Here is a 15,880-nt window from a genome sequence, read left to right on the forward strand (position 1 = left end):
TATGTAAGAACAATACCCTTCGATTGCCAAACGCATCCTGCGCGTTAATATCCGCCCCAACTGCCACCAACGCTTGAAATTGCGGCTCATGGCCATATTTCGTACTCAATTAGATGAAATCTTTCTAAGTTTTATTGAAGAAAGGACATCATCATTCAAGGCCGCAGGAGAATCACAATTATACCCCAACCAATAGTCCCCATAACGCTCCATCACCAATACGTCCCCGCAGCGGTAAAATGTATGAGTAGGGCCCTCTTCTTTGGGGCCAGTATAGTACCCATTGAGCCACACTTCCTCAATCGGCTCATCAAACAACATCTGGATATGATCTATTTCCCCTTCTAGCGTATAAAGATGCTTGCAGCCAAAAACAACCTCCTGCAAACAAAAGCTTTTCAAAAAATGATATAAAGAGTCATTTACGATGATATGTCCTTCTGCATTGTCCTGCCAAAGCAGGCATTCGTCGCAGTAGACAGGAGAATGGTTGTTGCCAGCCTCCACTTGGCAAGTCCAGTTTGCCTGATTTTCCTCAAGAAACGTGACCCTACCCTTATCTATTTTCAGCCGCTCCACCGGATAAAGGCAATCCTGATGTTGAAAAATCTCCGGAGCGTTCTCAAGATGACCCTCTGAACCATCCTTCCAGCGTCCCGCAAATGCATATAACTCATGCAAAGCTTTTGGCAGACCGGCGGGAATCTCGTCTTCCGGCACACCGTAGGCGCTATCGTATCCTCCGTACCAGCTGATTAGAAATGCCTTTAAATCATCCAGTTGATCTGTGTCTTTCAGCAGCATTGCAATTCCTCCCTATTATATAGCGGCTTCAATCCGCCGCGGCGTGCTAAACCCTTGTTTTGCGAGAACAATCTCGCCACCCGAAAAAGTGGCTCCCCATTTTATCACCCCCACCATGATGAAGGTTGAGAAGCATCCCGCTGTCTCTGCGTTTTTATCTCCACGGGTACATTGACGTGCTTTGCAAACGCAAATAAATGCTGCAGAAATGAATCCCATTCGTCCCCAATATCACCACAAGGAAAAGCCGGGCTTTTCTTTTCATTGCCGAGCTGCAGAAATGAGATTTTCATATTCGTCGGCTCGCTCCCGCCAATCGTCGGATCAACAACAATACGGGCAATTGCCGATAAATCGAGCTGCTTGTTTCCCAGCTTGATGGCAGGGGGCTGCTGCTCGAAAACAATACGCTGCCGCTTCTTGCCAAAGGCCGCACGGTCCGAGGAGACAAACGCTTGCTCTGCCGCCTGCCATCGGCGAACATTCTCGGCATTGCGCCTCTCATTCCAGTACAGCAGCCAGCCCGCTGCGGTATTGTTGAGCTCATAGCGGGACAAATCGAGCAGATATGCGTCCTCAGCAGTGCGAACATCGTAGACCGGCAGCCACAAAATAATATTTCCGTAGCGGTTGCGGGTAAAGTGCTGATTCACCCCTAAAATGCTGCTGCCCGTCAGCGCGACATCTTTATCCTTTAAGCGAAAACACAACATTCCGCCCTCAAAACGCAATTGCTGCAGACTCCGGGCCCGTCTCTTAATGCGCGGATAGCAGACAATAAATACAAATATAAAAACAGTGCCGCAAATCCATGCGCTGTAGCGCTGCAGCTCCCAAAAGGAGCCGCTGTCACTCGATGTCGCGGAGACAACCAATCCAATAACGAGCAATACGGTATACACCCCAGCTGCAAGCAACAGACTCGTCTTGCCAGTGATCGCCAGACGTTTCGAGTAGGGCTCGTACGGAATGACATGATCATCCACCCGCAGGTCCTGCTGTTCGTTCTTCCAGTTCTTCTTGTTTCTGTTCTTCTTCATCTGATCTCTCCCAATACTATACTAGCCGAGATTAGCTAACATTTCCAATCAAAATAGCCTATGTTATAATGATTGAAATCATTTGGGCAATGTCTATGGGGACAGCCTCAAAATCAAAGACTGAACAAAGTTTGCGATCGGATATCCGATTCCGCGTGCGCTTTTCGAAAAACATTGGAAATGGTGGGATGATGATGAACGACTCCGCATTGTATGCTCCCGAATGGGGCCAACTTTCCCAGTCGGAGAAGAAAGAGAGAATCGATGCCTTACTAGCCAAGCTCAAGATTCCTTTCACTTTATCGGACATCCGGACCTTCTCGTCGAACGGCATAACGACAGAAACGGTCCTTCTCGTCCATGAGGGCCGGCAATTCGTATTCGTTCCCGGCCGCCAACGGGTTACGCTTGGCTGGAATAACGGCATAGATGGACTGGACGAGAATGCTCTGGATGATATCCGCTGCAGCTTCGATTCGGTGCTCGATCCGTTGAAATTGTGGAGAAGAGAGCTGGAAATGGCCGAGGCAGCAGACGACGGCGAGCAAGTAGCTTTTATTCGGAATCAGATGGCAAAATTGAAGAAGAACCCGCCGAATGAAATGAGCGAGGACGTCAAACAATTTTATAGTTTTCCGGGTATCGTAAGCTACATCAATGAAAACACCTCCCCTGTCAGGACTGTTGATATCGCGCCGATGATCGTGGAATGCGATTTGAACGAAGTCGGACTTGTCCATATCGGAAAAGTGAATCGACAGACAAATGAACACGATTTGTCGCCGGAAGATTTCGATAAGGTGAAGGAGTATATTTTTACATTCGACACCAGAAACACGTCAGAGGTTCAGGAAGTGGGACGATGCCGATTTGTCCTATTTGATGAGGAACGTTTGATTTATGACGTTTTCGTTTTTCGCAAACAGTCAAATGAAGAGCTGATGGCAACGATCCATGAACAAGGATTTTCATTGCCGACGGAGGATCAATGGGAATATTTATGCGGCGGAGGCAGCCGCACGCTGTTTCCCTTCGGCAATCGTTTCGATGAACATAAGCGATATGCCTATATGACCGAAGATGGTGAGAATGTTCTGGAAAATCCCAACATGTTCGGATTAATCATCGCGTATGATCCTTACAAATATGAGACGGTCGATGCGGATTGTCTCGTCAAAGGAGGCGACGGCGGCGGCGCTTTATGCGGAGGAGAGCCGTTTATTTATATAATGCTTCCGTTATCGACGTATTGGAGGGATACGCCAACCTATATATTGGAAGGGGACCAGAACCTTTCCGGCGGGTATTTCTTTTACCGCCGCATCATTACGCTTGAAGGCTAACTATGATCCGGGTGCGTCTTGCGGCTTTTGCTTACAATCCGGGCAAAAATGAACACGCTGCTAAAATCAATCTAATCGGATTCTCGCTTTGACGGATGCCGGGACATAATGTCCCGGCATTACACATTTATTTGGGATATTACGTCAGGGATAAAAAGGACGCCGGTCACATCACAGCAGAATTTCTTACTTGTATACTTATGCCATAGCGCTTGTGCCAGCAGCGCATCATGCGCTAAATCGCGGGATAAAGCAAGGAGGAAAAACGAATGTCTACTGCAAGTCTGAATCGTTTGAGCGGCATATTTTTATGGTTCGGGTCCGTGCTTCTTGTCATTACAGGTATCATACCGTTTTTCATCAGCTTGGAGATTAACATTTCAGAGGTTACTCGGCAGCTTCTTCCTCTGTATAATCGGAGCCATCCTGTTCGGCATCGCCGTTTTTCGGGCTAAGGTATTCCCCGCCTATGTCGGTGTGCTGTTTGCTATTGCACCTATCTTTCATACGGCAGAAATGTTCGCTGCCAATGATACTATTTTTGCTATTCTTGACCTGCTTGCCGCTCTTTCTTTAGGAGTTGCGCTCATTAAGGTTGGCTCAAACCTGGTATCGGGTCGACATGGGATCCATACAGATGTGTCCATATCAAAATAAAAGTTTGGGTCGCCGAGTGGGTGGGTATATGTGGTAAAATAGCGGTAAAACCGCTATCATAGGAGGCGAACAGAGGTGACTGAATCAGCACAAGGGATAAAGCGAAGAAGTTCAATTGTATGGCGTTTCCTTTGGCTGCTTGCGGTTCTCTTTGACATCTTTGTTCTAATATTCAATTATCCGAAGTTTGCCGCCTCGCTTTTTACTTCTTGTTCGGACGTAACCGGTCTAAGCTGCAACGGGTTTCAAATACTAGATTCACAATTGCCCGCGCTCGCGAAATACGGGATCTCACACCAAGGGTATGCGATTTACGCTCTATTTTGCGATATGGTTGCTACTCTTTGTCTGATTGGGACGGGATTGCTGATCTTCTGGCGAAAACCGGCGGAATCCATGAGCCTGTTTGTTTCGCTGCTCTTGATCACCTTCGGCTCATTTGGTATGAACGAAATCCATATCATACAGGATCCGCCTTTCATGATCATGTTGATTACCATGTTGTTTATTATTCTAAAATGGCCTGCACTCGGTATGTTTTTCTGCACGTTCCCGGATGGGCGCTTCGTTCCGCGCTGGTCTTGGATGCTGCTGTTTCTTTTTGTGATACAATTGGGTCTTTTCATTCTACTGCCGTATCCTTATAATATGGAAAATTGGCCTCCGGTGCTAAGCAGCTTGGAGATGCTCTTGGTTTACGGAAGCGTGGCCTCCACGCAAGTTTATCGTTTTTTTGCCGTCGCTTCGCCCCAGCAGAAACAGCAAATTAAATGGCTGGCATTCGGATTCGGAACATCCGTACTGTTAATAGTTGTCATGAACCTCCTGCCCGCATTCTTTACCGCTCTCCATCAACCGGATTCGCTCTATCAGCTTGAAGGCCCGCTTACGACGATGCTCGCTTATCTTCCTATACCAGTAGGCATCGGCATTGCCTTGCAGCGTTACCGGCTATGGGATATCGATGTCGTCATCAATCGGACATTGGTCTATGTGGTGTTTTCGGCTTGCATCCTCTGTCTATACGTTCTTGTTGTTTTTGGCGCCAGCTCCCTTCTGCAAGTGCATAACAATCTGATATTCTCCGCGCTGGCTACTGCCTTGATTGCAGTGATCATGCAACCGCTGCGTCTGCGATTACAACAGGCTGTTAACCGGTTGATGTTCGGCGATCGTGTCGATCCTTATCGCGCGCTTTCTAATCTTGGGAAAAAACTTGAAGAGTCGCTCCCCGCCGATGCCCTCCTTCCCAAAATTGTCGAAAGTGTAGCACAAGCGCTCAGGCTCCCGTATGTTGCCATCGTTTGGAATCGAACTCAGAAAGCAGTTGATGTAGATCCTATCCGGAGGACCGTTTCTTATGGCGTCTCCAAGGACAGCGAAGCTGATTTGCGAATTCCCTTGGTTCACCAGGGTGAACAGGTTGGCGAGCTTATTCTTTCCCCACGCCAGCGCGGCGAAGAACTGTCATCGGCAGATCTTCGTTTGGTGCGTGACTTGGTTCCGCAGATCGGCATCGCCGTCCATTCTGCCCGGTTAACCGACGACCTGCGACGTCTGACGGACGATTTGCAGCGTTCGCGTGAGCGGCTCGTCACTGCGCGCGAGGAAGAGCGGCGCCGTCTTCGCCGAGACTTGCACGACGGTTTGGGTCCCATGCTTTCAAGCCAAACGTTTACGTTGTCAGCGATCAAGAAGCAGTTGCGGGAGAAACCGGATGTCGCAGAGAAGCTATTAGCCGATGCGATCGTTCATACCCAAGAAGCGATTTCCGATATTCGCCGTTTGGTTTATGCGCTTCGTCCACCTGCGCTTGATGATTTGGGACTGTTGACTGTCTTGCGGGAGCAGATCGCACAATATCAAACAAGCGGTATCAACATGGAGCTTGACGCTCCGGAATTGCTCCCGCCGCTGCCTGCGGCGATTGAAATTGCTTGTTACCGGATTGTTCAGGAAGCGTTGACCAATATCGTCCGTCATGCTCATGCCACTGCGGCTTCAGCTAAATTACGTGTACAAGACGCTCTGATCGTCGAAGTAATCGACAACGGACAAGGATTGCCGCCGGCGACGCGCGCGGGTGTCGGCTTCCGTTCGATGCATGAACGAGCAGAAGAATTGGGCGGTATATGCATCATCGAGAATCTGCCGCATTCAGGAACGAGGGTGTACGCGAAACTGCCTTTTTTGTACGTAAAGAGTGAAAATAGCGAGCCGGTTATGAGAGGAGAGATCGTGTAATGAAACGTATACGTGTCCTTATCGCTGATGATCATCCGGTGTTTCGATATGGGTTGCGCGCCCTGTTGCTGGCGGAAGCGTCAACGGTAGAAGTGGTCGGAGAAGCCACCACGGGAGAGGAAGCAGTCTCCATGGCGGCATCCTGCTTGCCAGATGTTATATTGATGGACTTGAACATGCCTGGCCTGAATGGAATTGAGGCGACGAGCCGCATATTAGCTTCAGCACCGAAAATTGGTGTATTGGTGCTTACGATGTTCGACGACGATGAGTCGGTCTTTGCAGCCATGCGTGCGGGGGCCCGCGGTTATCTGCTCAAAGGCGCGGAAGGAGATGAGGCGATTCGCGCAATTGTGTCAGCCAGCAAGGGGGAAGCCATATTCAGCCCTGCCATTGCGAACCGCTTATTCGGTTATTTCGAGGGTCCGGGACGATGCCTGCCTGAAAGCCCTGCCCGGCCATTTCCCGAATTGACAGATCGCGAGCGTGAAATTCTAACTCTGATTGCCCAGGGGTACACGAATCCGGCAATTGCTGAGCGCCTCGTGCTTAGTCCCAAGACCGTGAGAAATCACGTTTCTACCATATTCAGCAAGTTGCAAGTAGCCGGGCGCTCACAAGCGATCGTACTAGCAAGAGAGGGCGGTTTGACAAAGGATTGCTGAAAACTTGAGATGAAATCATTTTAATGGGGGCTCCAATCTCCGCCCCCTTGGACTGCCATCCGCCGCGGCGCGCTAAATCCTTTATTTTCCATCCATGATTTCGGCTCAAAACCATAATCAGTCCTTGACCTTGAAAGGCTTCCACGACAGATCGTTCTTGGCCTTGGCTTTGCTAACTAAATGTAATTTCTGCAGTTCGTTCTTGCATGGTTTGGCTAGAAAGCCAATCTAAATGGAAAAACTGCCGTTAGAATTGGGAATCGAGATGAAAGGGATCGATTTGGTCTGAACTAGCTGCATCATTTCCTGTTAGATTGTAAAAATCATCTAATCCGGCTTATTTACCTACATAAAATCCAGTTAGTTGTGCGTTTAGAGGAAGTCTCATGAGTTACTATAACAGTGGTTTTTCCTTCGTTATTTAACTGCTGTTACCTGCGACTGCTCTATTCCTGTTTTATCGAATCTTTTCATCAAAAATTGGAAAAAGTAATACACGAGGAGGAACGCATCTGTTCCGATAAAAAACGATTTTGGAGGTAGTTTTCCATGCCAAAAAATTTGCAAGATACAACAACTTTGTACAATGGCGTGAAAATGCCCTGGTTTGGTTTGGGCGTTTTTAAAGTAGAAGAAGGCCCCGAACTTGAGAATGCGATCAAAATTGCCATCAAGCATGGATATCGCAGCATTGACACGGCTGCCATATATGGCAACGAAGAAGGAGTCGGGCGAGGCATCCGCGCGGGGCTCAAAGAGACTGGGATTTCTCGAGGCGAGCTATTTGTAACATCAAAAGTATGGAATGCCGATTTAGGGTACGAAGCTTCTTTGGCGGCATATGAAGCGAGCTTGACAAAACTGAATTTGGATTATCTGGATCTATACCTTATTCACTGGCCGGTTAAAGACAAGTATAAAGAAGCGTGGAGAGCCCTGGAGACACTTTTTGACATCCTCCCCCGCCTACGCTTTGCTTAGAGGCAGGGGATTCCCCTTATTCACTCATTAGCGTGAAGCAGGTTCAGTTACCGTTACCTTAGAAATTTGTTCCATGATCACAGAGGAGATTCGTACTCTCATATCTGTATCCGAGCAAACTCCGGGGTTCAGTTCCGTCCATGTTGAACGTCTTTGGTGTGACGGATAGAACTTCTCGGTTAGGTATTCAGCACAGTCAGGTGCCTTATGCAAGGTATCTAGCCCTGCACAACGGCTTTTACGCCGTCGTTTTGTCTTATATGACAAGCGATGGTCTGCGGGATATGACGAAGGCGGCATTGATGTCCGCGTTATCGTGATAGCCGCAAGAGCATTGGAATTGATCTTTCCTGCGATGGTTTTTCCGAATGATTCCGCATTGACTGCATTCCTGGGAGGTTTTATAGGGATTCACCTTTTCCACGGTTAGCTCGGCTAATGCGGCTTTATAGGTGATCTTTCGTTCCAAATCATAGAACGCCCAGGCATGAATATTGCGATCTGCACGCTTCCAATATTTTTTCATCGAACGAATGCGGCTCAGGTCTTCCAGCTTGATGATGGACGCCCCGCTCGCACGTGCAAATTGCACGATATTCTTCGCCATGACATGATTCCAATATTGCATCATGCGCCGTTCTTTATGTTCGAGTCGTTTGAGCGCTTTCATATTTTTCGCTTGCTGGATTTCCCTTCGCAAACGGGCATACCGCCTCCGGATATGGCCGATACGTTTGCCGTTAAAGGTCAGGTATCTCCCCGTATCGGCATCGGCAGCAACCGCAATGAGGCGTAATCCGCGATCAACGCCAATCGCTTTGTTCGTTTTCGGCGATTCCTGAAGTTGAAAAGAAAGGGTGAAAGCAAAATACCACTTCCCCTTGTGCTCAAAAAGCTGCGCATTCCCTTTTTTCGGTTTCGAGATTCCTTTGTAAGAAGGTTTATAGTGTTTGCTGTTTGGATCCATTTCCCCGGTCAGAAGATAGTTCACCCAAAACAAAGCATAATCGTTGACGCTGGCAGGCACATATTTATCGATGGTTAGATGGCCTTCGATGGTGGGGATGCCAATTTTCAGGTGTCCTTGATCGAAACGGAGCCGCCAGTTCTGATTGTCAAACAGGATCGAGATATTCGCTCGAAAGGAAGGAAAACCCTTGGTGTTGGCATGCTTCCGCCAATCCTGATACCGGCTGACAGCCAGTTTTCTTGCTTCTTGAAGAAGCGTTGATGGTAGTGGTATGGAACGAAGTAGGCGATCCAGCTCTGTTGCCTTACGTACTGGGACTTCCTGCAGGTATTGAAGGGCTTGATTGCTAGCTTGTGAAAAGTGGGATCTCATAGTTCTATACATGTCTTGTTTCACCAATGTGGGCCGATACAAAGGAAGTTTGATCGTAATCGTATTCTGACTCATTTCCAATCCCCCCATATCTATCATTATACCAGAACGCCAGTTCGGTTTCAAATCGGGAAGTACTGCTTTAAAATCATGTCGGACAATTGAGATGGCAAAGTTGCCACCCTTGTCCGAAGACGATTCATCTCCTACCTAAGCTTCCGCTTTGAGGAAGGAGTCTTCTCGTCTGTATTGAATAAAGAAGGCCGCGTAAAAGCGATCGGGGTCAGCAATTTCCAAATTCATCATATTGAAGATTTGATGAACGACGCAGAAATAAAGCCCATGGTCAACCAGGTTGAATACCATCCTCGTCTCACGCAAAAGGAAGTGCATAGGTCAACATCATGAGCGGTGTTAGGCTCTCCCGCCACTACCTGAGCCGAATGATTAAGAAACAAGAAGGTCGAGTCATCTTTATTGCCAGCGAGGCAGCCATTATGCCTTCGCAAGAAATGGCTCATTATAGTGCAACCAAAACAATGCAGCTCTCGCTTTCCCGGAGCTTGGCCGAGTTGGCCAAAGGAACGAATGTCACGGTCAATACCGTTATGCCTGGTTCCACTTTTACTGAAGGAGTGGAGGCTTGGTTAAATACTCTCTATCCTAATGAAACAATGACAGCAGAAGAAGCTGAGCAGCGATTTATGAGAGAGAATCGGCCAACATCCATCATTCAAAGGCTTATTCGGCCAGAAGAAATAGCCAATCTTGTTACCTTCTTAAGCAGCCCTCTTTCCTCGGCCATTAACGGTTCCGCTTTGCGGATTGACGGAGGACTAGTACGCAGCGTGTTTTAAGATTCGCTTTTTTTAGGAGTTGTCTCAAAAGTAGGTTTTCTCACTTGAAGGACAGCTTGCTTGATGAAAAAACGTACGAAAATGAAAAAGGGGGACCTGAAATGAATTCAGGTCCTTCGTTGTTCAGCTATCGATTCCCTTTTATTCATATCCCCCATTTAGCACGATTCCGATTTTCAAACTGTCATTTTCTCTCCACTTTACCCAGCCAAAATCATTTTTATTATCATTATATCTTTCTCTTAATCGAACCCAATCTCCCTCAACCGAATCTGCCCTGTTAAATTCAACTGAAGGTGTAATTTTTGTGCCCTCAGGTTGGTTATAAACTTCATTTTCATCATAAGTAATATACCAGGCCCGCTTCAAAGCCTGTCCCCAGGTTTCATAATAAAACCAATCTGCAATTTTGGAATCAACAAAGTTGGGGTCGAAAAAGTCAGGATCAGAAGATGTATTTTTTCGCAAGTCATTTTTTAAATCCACTTTTACAAAACTCGTTTCTAATGTTTCTTCATTTATCATTACCGTAAAACCATCGTCGGTTTTGCTAAGAACCCTGAAAGTCAATTCAGGTGAAAACCGGATTAAACCCATGTTAATATGTTCTTTTGCTTCCTTATCGGAATCACCTTCGTTCATTGTATATGGCCGAAGGTGTTTACCAAGTTTGTCCGTTTGAAAATCACATTTACCCTTGTCCTTCCCAGATTCTATTCTCACAAATCTTAAAGTATCATATGGTGCTAGATCGGATTCGGATTTATAGAGAGGGATCGGGGTATTTAAGTTGAAATGTATAAGCCCAATACCCAATTTATTTTTGCTTTTCGGCAATTCCAAATGGACAGGCTTTGCATTCATGGGAGTACTGGAGGTCAAAAAAAATAGCATTATGATGTGTATTATTGCCTTCATTGGCACCATCCTTTTTTAAATGTTCTTTGGGCATTACATAAGTCAGGTGAAATTTTTTAGACGTTTTAATTCTAAGCATACATCCTGAGTTAACAAAAAGAAATCCAAAATTTCTTCTTTTCTTTTACTACTCTCTTCTCCTTTATAAGTAAGCTATGGATTTTGCCTTAGCTACTCTTTCTTTATGGCTTGATTTTCTATACAGTTAGTCCTGAATCCGTGACAATACCTTCTTAAGAAGCCGGCTCTCTGGATCCAAAACCACTTCCCCAAATGTAGCATTTAGCGTATTGATTTTCTGTGGATGGATGGCGGGACTATTAAACCTAAGGAGCATGCTACCCATGAGTGGATAGTTTAACTTCGCATTGAAATAAAAAAGAATTGGCAACAGTGTGGAGCCATGCGTCATGGATAGAAAGGCAAATTGATAGAAACCTTATTCGTGAAATTTACAAATTAAATCGTAAAATTAACATGATTCGCAAAAAGTATCTTAAGCTATTAATTGAAATATGGTAAAATTAGGGTAAGAAAGTACATAGCGGTTGGGTATGCTTTCATCCTGTAGACAAGGGGGGTGATAGCATTTGGATAAGGTAACTTACTTTATTGCAGGATGGGTTTTGGAGTTTTACTGTTCTTAATTAAAGAAATATCGAGAAACAAAAAATAAGATCTTCTTAACACAGCCATGGCATTACTTCTAATAGCCCAAAAAAGAACGAGATGGTAAAATAAAAGAAGGGAAAGCGGTACCATCAAATCTTTTATCGGAGGAACTGTACATGCGGCCGTTGGTTGCGATAACCATGAATCATGAAGAAATAAGCTCCACGCTTCGACATGCATATGTCGATAGCATAGTGCGCGCGGGGGGGATTCCGTTTCTGGTCCCGGCGGGGCTCGATGAAGAAGCGGCAACGCAAATTAGTCTTGCGACGGACGGTCTGTTGCTGACCGGAGGCCACGATGTAGATCCGAATCTGTACGGCGAACCGCCTGCGCAGGAATTGGGAGAGGTGACGCCGGAACGCGACGCGTTGGAAGTGATGCTGATCCGGGCGTTCCTAAGCAACAAAAAGCCGATATTCGCCATATGCAGAGGCGCGCAGATTTTAAACGTGGCTTTGGGGGGAACGCTGTACCAGGACGTACATGTCCAGCTTCATTCCATTCAGCATCAGCAGAAATCGAGACTGAAACATTACGCTCACCCCGTATCCGCTGTGGATGACAGTTTGCTGCGGCAATTGGTCGGCAAAGAGACGTTCCGTGTCAACAGCATTCACCACCAGGCAGTCAAGAGTTGTCCGGCAAGTCTGCGCATATCGGCGATGGCGGAGGACGGCGTTGTTGAAGCGATTGAGGGTAACGGGGAGATGTTCGTCCTCGGCGTGCAATGGCATCCGGAGGCGACGGAGGACGACGTTTCACGCAAGCTGTTCGAGGGGTTCGTTGAGGCGTGCTTGCGGCAAACAACGATAGCAAAATAATGCAAGCGTCAAATAGTCCCCATCCGGCGATCAGATGGGGACTATTTGACACTTGCTTATAAGCGGATCATCTCGGGCATGATCGTCTGCAATGGACGTGCCCCATCCTTTGTGACATGAAAGCCGCGCTCGAGGCGCATTCCGCCCCACGAAGCGAAAAATAAGGGAATATCAATCGAGAAGACCATATTTTCCTGGATAATGTCATCATAAACGGACGTTAATATCGGCGGTTCGAATTCGATCACGCCGATGCTATGGATACCGGAGTATACAAAATGGTTTTGCAGGCCGGCCCTCTCGATCGCTTGTCGGGCGGCACGGTCGACGGCGCATCCGGCCGTCCCAGGACGAAGCGCCTCCTGCGCCGCCTGTTGGGCCTCGATGGCCGCTGCCATGGCCGACTCTACTTCCTTGCTCGGCGTTCCCATTACGATCGGCATACCCAATGCACCATGATAGCCCTCGTATCGCGGCGCCAGGGTCAGCAGCACGATGTCGCCTCGCCTGATGGTGCGCAGCGATGTTCTGGCCAGGATCGGATGGGTGTTGTGGACGCCGGAGGCCACGATCGTGTCGATGCCCATGCCTTCGGACCCGCAGCGGCGCATCGCGTATTCGGCTTCCGCCGCAACATCCCGCTCCGATCTTCCTTCAGCGATGCTCCGGACCGCCGCTTGCAGGCCTTGCTCCGCGATCGTGTACGCATACTCGATCACCCGAATTTCATTTTCGCTCTTCACGGCGCGAAGTTTGGTCACATCATGCTCGATCTCGGTCATGGCTTCTTCACCGAACATCGAACAAAATGCCTTGTACAGCTTGTGCGGCAGCGACTCCATCCCGGCGATCCCCACGCTCCGGATCTCACGGTCCAGCTGTTTGCGGAATTGTTGCATCACCCGTTCCATGCTTGTCACTTCGGCGTACGGATATTCTTCATCTGGATGGGCGAATTCGCTGACGACCTTCACATTGCGGCAATAGGATGTCGCATATACATAGTGTTCCGATTCAGGTCCGGTGAGCAGGACTGCCTCTCCCTCAACCGGGATGAAAATGCAGCACGGTTCGAAGTGCGGCGCGTAATTGAACAGCCACCGGGCATGCGCCGGTCCGAACACCACCCGGTCATCGGCGTATGCGATGAATAAGTCCAATTGGCGTTCCTTAAGCAAGGCCTGCACCTGACGCTGCCTCGACAAAAATTCTTCTTGCGGTATGACAGGACGTTGGTTCATATCGCACTCTCCTTGTTTCATTTATTAATGCATCATCCATCCGCCGTCTACGTTGATCGTTTGACCGGTGATGAAATCGCTGTCCTCCGAAGCAAGAAAGATGAATGTGCCGGTGACATCACTAGGCACCTGTCGCCGTACGAAGCATTGCACGCTTGCAAAATAGTCGGCCATCTCCCTTTGCTCCGTTTCGCCCGGGAAATCCTTCAGCTCCTGCTCGGTTTGCACCGCTCCGGGCGTTATCGCGTTCACATGGATCCCGAACTCCCCGACCTCACGAGCCAGAGCTCTCGTAAAGCCGATCATGCCGCCTTTTGAAGACACATAGTGCAGAAAATGCTTTTGACCGCTCCAGAAGGTTACGGAGGAGACATTGATGATTTTCCCTTTGCCTTTTTGCCGCATATGCGGGTATACGGCCTTGGCGAGCAAGAAACACGACTTCAAGTTCACCGCCAGCACCCGGTCCCATTCCTCCGAGGTGATATCTGTCCAATCCTTGCGGGGATAGAGCCCCGCATTGTTCACCAGGATGTCGACGCCGCCCCACTCGGCGTTGATCCGCCGAACCATGTCCAGGGTCGCCTGTTCATCGGCAAGATCGCAGCGGAACGATAAGGCTTCCCCGCCGCCAGCGCGGATCAAACGTTCCACCTCGGCGGCTTCTTCGCGAGAGCTGACATAATTGAAAGCCACCTTTGCTCCCTCCGCCGCATAGGCGAGACAAACCGCCCGGCCGATGCCTCGAGAGCCTCCGGTTACAAGCGCCACTTTGCCGAAAAGTCTCATCGCTTATCCCTCCTTGCCAGGTTGCCATTCGAAATCTTCATTGAACGGATAAAAGGGTCTTTTCAACTTGGTAAACGGCAGCTTGCTAAAGTTGGGCGTGCTGCTGCCCCGGGTATCCAGAATATAGCTTCGATCGGAGATGCCGCCAAAGCAGGCTCTGAATTGATTGGCCGACTTAACCAGCACAAGATCGGCCGAAGCCGGTTCGAGCCCGACCGAACGATACATTTCAGGTGCGATCGTATACGCCGTTTTCCCCATCACGAGAATGTAGAGCTTGCCTGTCGTCAAGACAGCGCACGGGCCCATATCCGCCTGCATGTTACTGTAGAAGCCTTTGCCGAAGGTATACAAACCGTCCGAGATCGTGCGAACGTACGCTTCCACCTCAAGCGGATGCCCGTAGGATGGGTCAAGCTTGCGCCCAAGCGATAATCGGCCCGTACGGCCGATGCCCAGCGCAATTGCCTGCCGTACCGCTTCTGGATCCACGATCGTCAGCAGGATCGTCAACCGCTCGTGGGCACGGAGCCCGATCAGCTCCGCCAACACTTCATTGCTGTCGCCGGTTGCTCCGGCACCCGAGCTGTCCGCGGAATCCGACATAAGAATCGGTCCCCCTTCGGGCGACGATTCCGCAAGCTCCACCATCTCCCGTACCGTATGCAGCGATACCCGGAATTCCTCGCGTGCTTGCCACAGCAGCGAGGCCAAACGTTCGGCTTCCCGCTGCGCCTGCTCGGGCGTATCGGCGACAACCACCGCCGAGCTTCCCATCTCCTCGATGTCCAGCCAGGGCTGTACGATAAACAGGCTGCTCACGAGGGCGCTGCCGGCCCGTTCGCCGGCCCGGGCCTCGCGGATCAACCGCCCCATCGGGCCGTCGCCATCGGTTTGGGCGTTCTCCGCCTGTACGATCAGCGGCAGCTTGACCATGGCGATCGACGGACGGTAAGCACCTTTGAGGATGGCAATGAGGATATTCGCCGCACGATAGCCGGTATCGGCATGGTCGACATGAGGATACGTCTTGTACCCCACGATCGCGTTGACCCCTTGAACCATGCGCCGGGTGACATTGGCATGCATATCCAGCGAGATAACGATAGGTATCCGATCGCCAACCAGCTCGCGCACGGCCGCGATGATGTCGCCCTCCGCATCGTCATTCCCCTCAACCGCCATGGCGCCATGCAGGGCTAACAGAACGCCGTCCGCAGGCAAAGCTTCGCGGATCGCCGAAAGCAGGGTTTGCTTCAGCTGCTCGTAGACCTCGCCGACCACTCTGCCCGCGGCCAAAGCATGGGTAAAAAAAGTCGGAATCATGTCCGCCTCGGCATGCTCCTCCCCCGCTCGGAGAAATCCCGAAATCTCGCTCTGCACGTATTTCATGTGTTTCAACTCATCCCCAGCCGCATAGACAGTCTTGAAATAGTCCATCGTGCTGCGCGCCGGGCTGAAAGTATTACTCTCTTGCATGATTCCGCCTATCAATATGCGCAA

Annotated in this window: 12 protein-coding genes and 3 pseudogenes; 8 read left to right on the plus strand and 7 right to left on the minus strand. The window is 49.2% G+C overall.

Annotated features, from left to right (window positions below):
• Nucleotides 1–105: 105 nt before the first annotated feature.
• Both ACFQ0N_RS26965 and ACFQ0N_RS26970 read right to left on the minus strand, forming a co-directional pair.
• Nucleotides 106–804, minus strand: a complete 699-nt coding sequence (locus tag ACFQ0N_RS26965; protein WP_379332220.1) for a hypothetical protein — start codon at nucleotides 802–804, stop codon at nucleotides 106–108.
• 104 nt (nucleotides 805–908) lie between these two features.
• Entirely contained in the window at nucleotides 909–1,844 is a 936-nt protein-coding gene (locus tag ACFQ0N_RS26970) for a hypothetical protein (protein WP_379332222.1), read from the minus strand.
• A 194-nt stretch (nucleotides 1,845–2,038) separates the two neighbouring features.
• Between ACFQ0N_RS26970 and ACFQ0N_RS26975 the strand changes: the two genes are divergently transcribed.
• The 5 genes and pseudogenes from ACFQ0N_RS26975 to ACFQ0N_RS26995 all read left to right on the plus strand — a co-directional run.
• Nucleotides 2,039–3,187: a hypothetical protein gene (locus tag ACFQ0N_RS26975; protein WP_379332224.1), complete on the plus strand. Its 1,149-nt coding sequence runs from the start codon at nucleotides 2,039–2,041 to the stop codon at nucleotides 3,185–3,187.
• Between the two features lie 269 nt (nucleotides 3,188–3,456).
• Nucleotides 3,457–3,642, plus strand: coding sequence for a hypothetical protein (locus ACFQ0N_RS26980; protein WP_379332226.1), 186 nt, complete (start codon nucleotides 3,457–3,459; stop codon nucleotides 3,640–3,642).
• A 277-nt stretch (nucleotides 3,643–3,919) separates the two neighbouring features.
• Complete coding sequence (locus tag ACFQ0N_RS26985) at nucleotides 3,920–6,088, plus strand: sensor histidine kinase (RefSeq protein WP_379332228.1); 2,169 nt, start codon at nucleotides 3,920–3,922, stop codon at nucleotides 6,086–6,088.
• On the plus strand, nucleotides 6,088–6,753 hold the full coding sequence (locus ACFQ0N_RS26990) for a response regulator (protein WP_379332230.1): 666 nt from the start codon (nucleotides 6,088–6,090) through the stop codon (nucleotides 6,751–6,753). Before ACFQ0N_RS26985 ends, ACFQ0N_RS26990 begins: the two co-directional genes overlap by 1 nt.
• A 549-nt stretch (nucleotides 6,754–7,302) precedes the next feature.
• Nucleotides 7,303–7,704 (plus strand): annotated as a pseudogene (locus tag ACFQ0N_RS26995) (aldo/keto reductase); the annotation flags it as partial.
• A 286-nt stretch (nucleotides 7,705–7,990) separates the two neighbouring features.
• On the opposite strand, the gene ACFQ0N_RS27000 reads toward ACFQ0N_RS26995, so the two are convergent.
• Nucleotides 7,991–9,151, minus strand: a complete 1,161-nt coding sequence (locus ACFQ0N_RS27000; RefSeq protein ID WP_379332232.1) for an RNA-guided endonuclease InsQ/TnpB family protein — start codon at nucleotides 9,149–9,151, stop codon at nucleotides 7,991–7,993.
• 174 nt (nucleotides 9,152–9,325) lie between these two features.
• Here ACFQ0N_RS27000 and ACFQ0N_RS27005 point away from each other — a divergent pair.
• Nucleotides 9,326–9,466 (plus strand): annotated as a pseudogene (locus tag ACFQ0N_RS27005) (aldo/keto reductase); the annotation flags it as partial.
• 5 nt (nucleotides 9,467–9,471) lie between these two features.
• Nucleotides 9,472–9,933: pseudogene (locus ACFQ0N_RS27010) on the plus strand (SDR family NAD(P)-dependent oxidoreductase); the annotation flags it as partial.
• A gap of 141 nt (nucleotides 9,934–10,074) precedes the next feature.
• Here ACFQ0N_RS27010 and ACFQ0N_RS27015 read toward each other — a convergent pair.
• Nucleotides 10,075–10,851 (minus strand): hypothetical protein, encoded by a 777-nt coding sequence (locus ACFQ0N_RS27015; RefSeq protein WP_379332234.1) that lies wholly within the window; start codon nucleotides 10,849–10,851, stop codon nucleotides 10,075–10,077.
• Nucleotides 10,852–11,639: 788 nt separating this feature from the next.
• Between ACFQ0N_RS27015 and ACFQ0N_RS27020 the strand changes: the two genes are divergently transcribed.
• Complete coding sequence (locus ACFQ0N_RS27020) at nucleotides 11,640–12,347, plus strand: gamma-glutamyl-gamma-aminobutyrate hydrolase family protein (protein WP_379332236.1); 708 nt, start codon at nucleotides 11,640–11,642, stop codon at nucleotides 12,345–12,347.
• Nucleotides 12,348–12,403: 56 nt separating this feature from the next.
• Here ACFQ0N_RS27020 and ACFQ0N_RS27025 read toward each other — a convergent pair whose 3' ends face one another.
• Genes ACFQ0N_RS27025 through ACFQ0N_RS27035 form a run of 3 tightly spaced genes read right to left on the minus strand, consistent with a single transcriptional unit; the run spans nucleotide 12,404 to nucleotide 15,880 of the window.
• Nucleotides 12,404–13,588 carry a M24 family metallopeptidase gene (locus ACFQ0N_RS27025; protein WP_379332238.1) on the minus strand — a complete coding sequence of 395 codons (1,185 nt, stop codon included), beginning with the start codon at nucleotides 13,586–13,588 and terminating at the stop codon, nucleotides 12,404–12,406.
• Between the two features lie 24 nt (nucleotides 13,589–13,612).
• Nucleotides 13,613–14,377 carry an SDR family NAD(P)-dependent oxidoreductase gene (locus tag ACFQ0N_RS27030; RefSeq protein WP_379332240.1) on the minus strand — a complete coding sequence of 255 codons (765 nt, stop codon included), beginning with the start codon at nucleotides 14,375–14,377 and terminating at the stop codon, nucleotides 13,613–13,615.
• Between the two features lie 3 nt (nucleotides 14,378–14,380).
• Nucleotides 14,381–15,880 carry a M81 family metallopeptidase gene (locus ACFQ0N_RS27035; RefSeq protein ID WP_379332242.1) on the minus strand — a complete coding sequence of 500 codons (1,500 nt, stop codon included), beginning with the start codon at nucleotides 15,878–15,880 and terminating at the stop codon, nucleotides 14,381–14,383.

The organism is Paenibacillus sp. GCM10027626 (genome assembly GCF_042676285.1).
Taxonomy (GTDB): Bacteria; Bacillota; Bacilli; order Paenibacillales; family Paenibacillaceae; genus Paenibacillus_Z.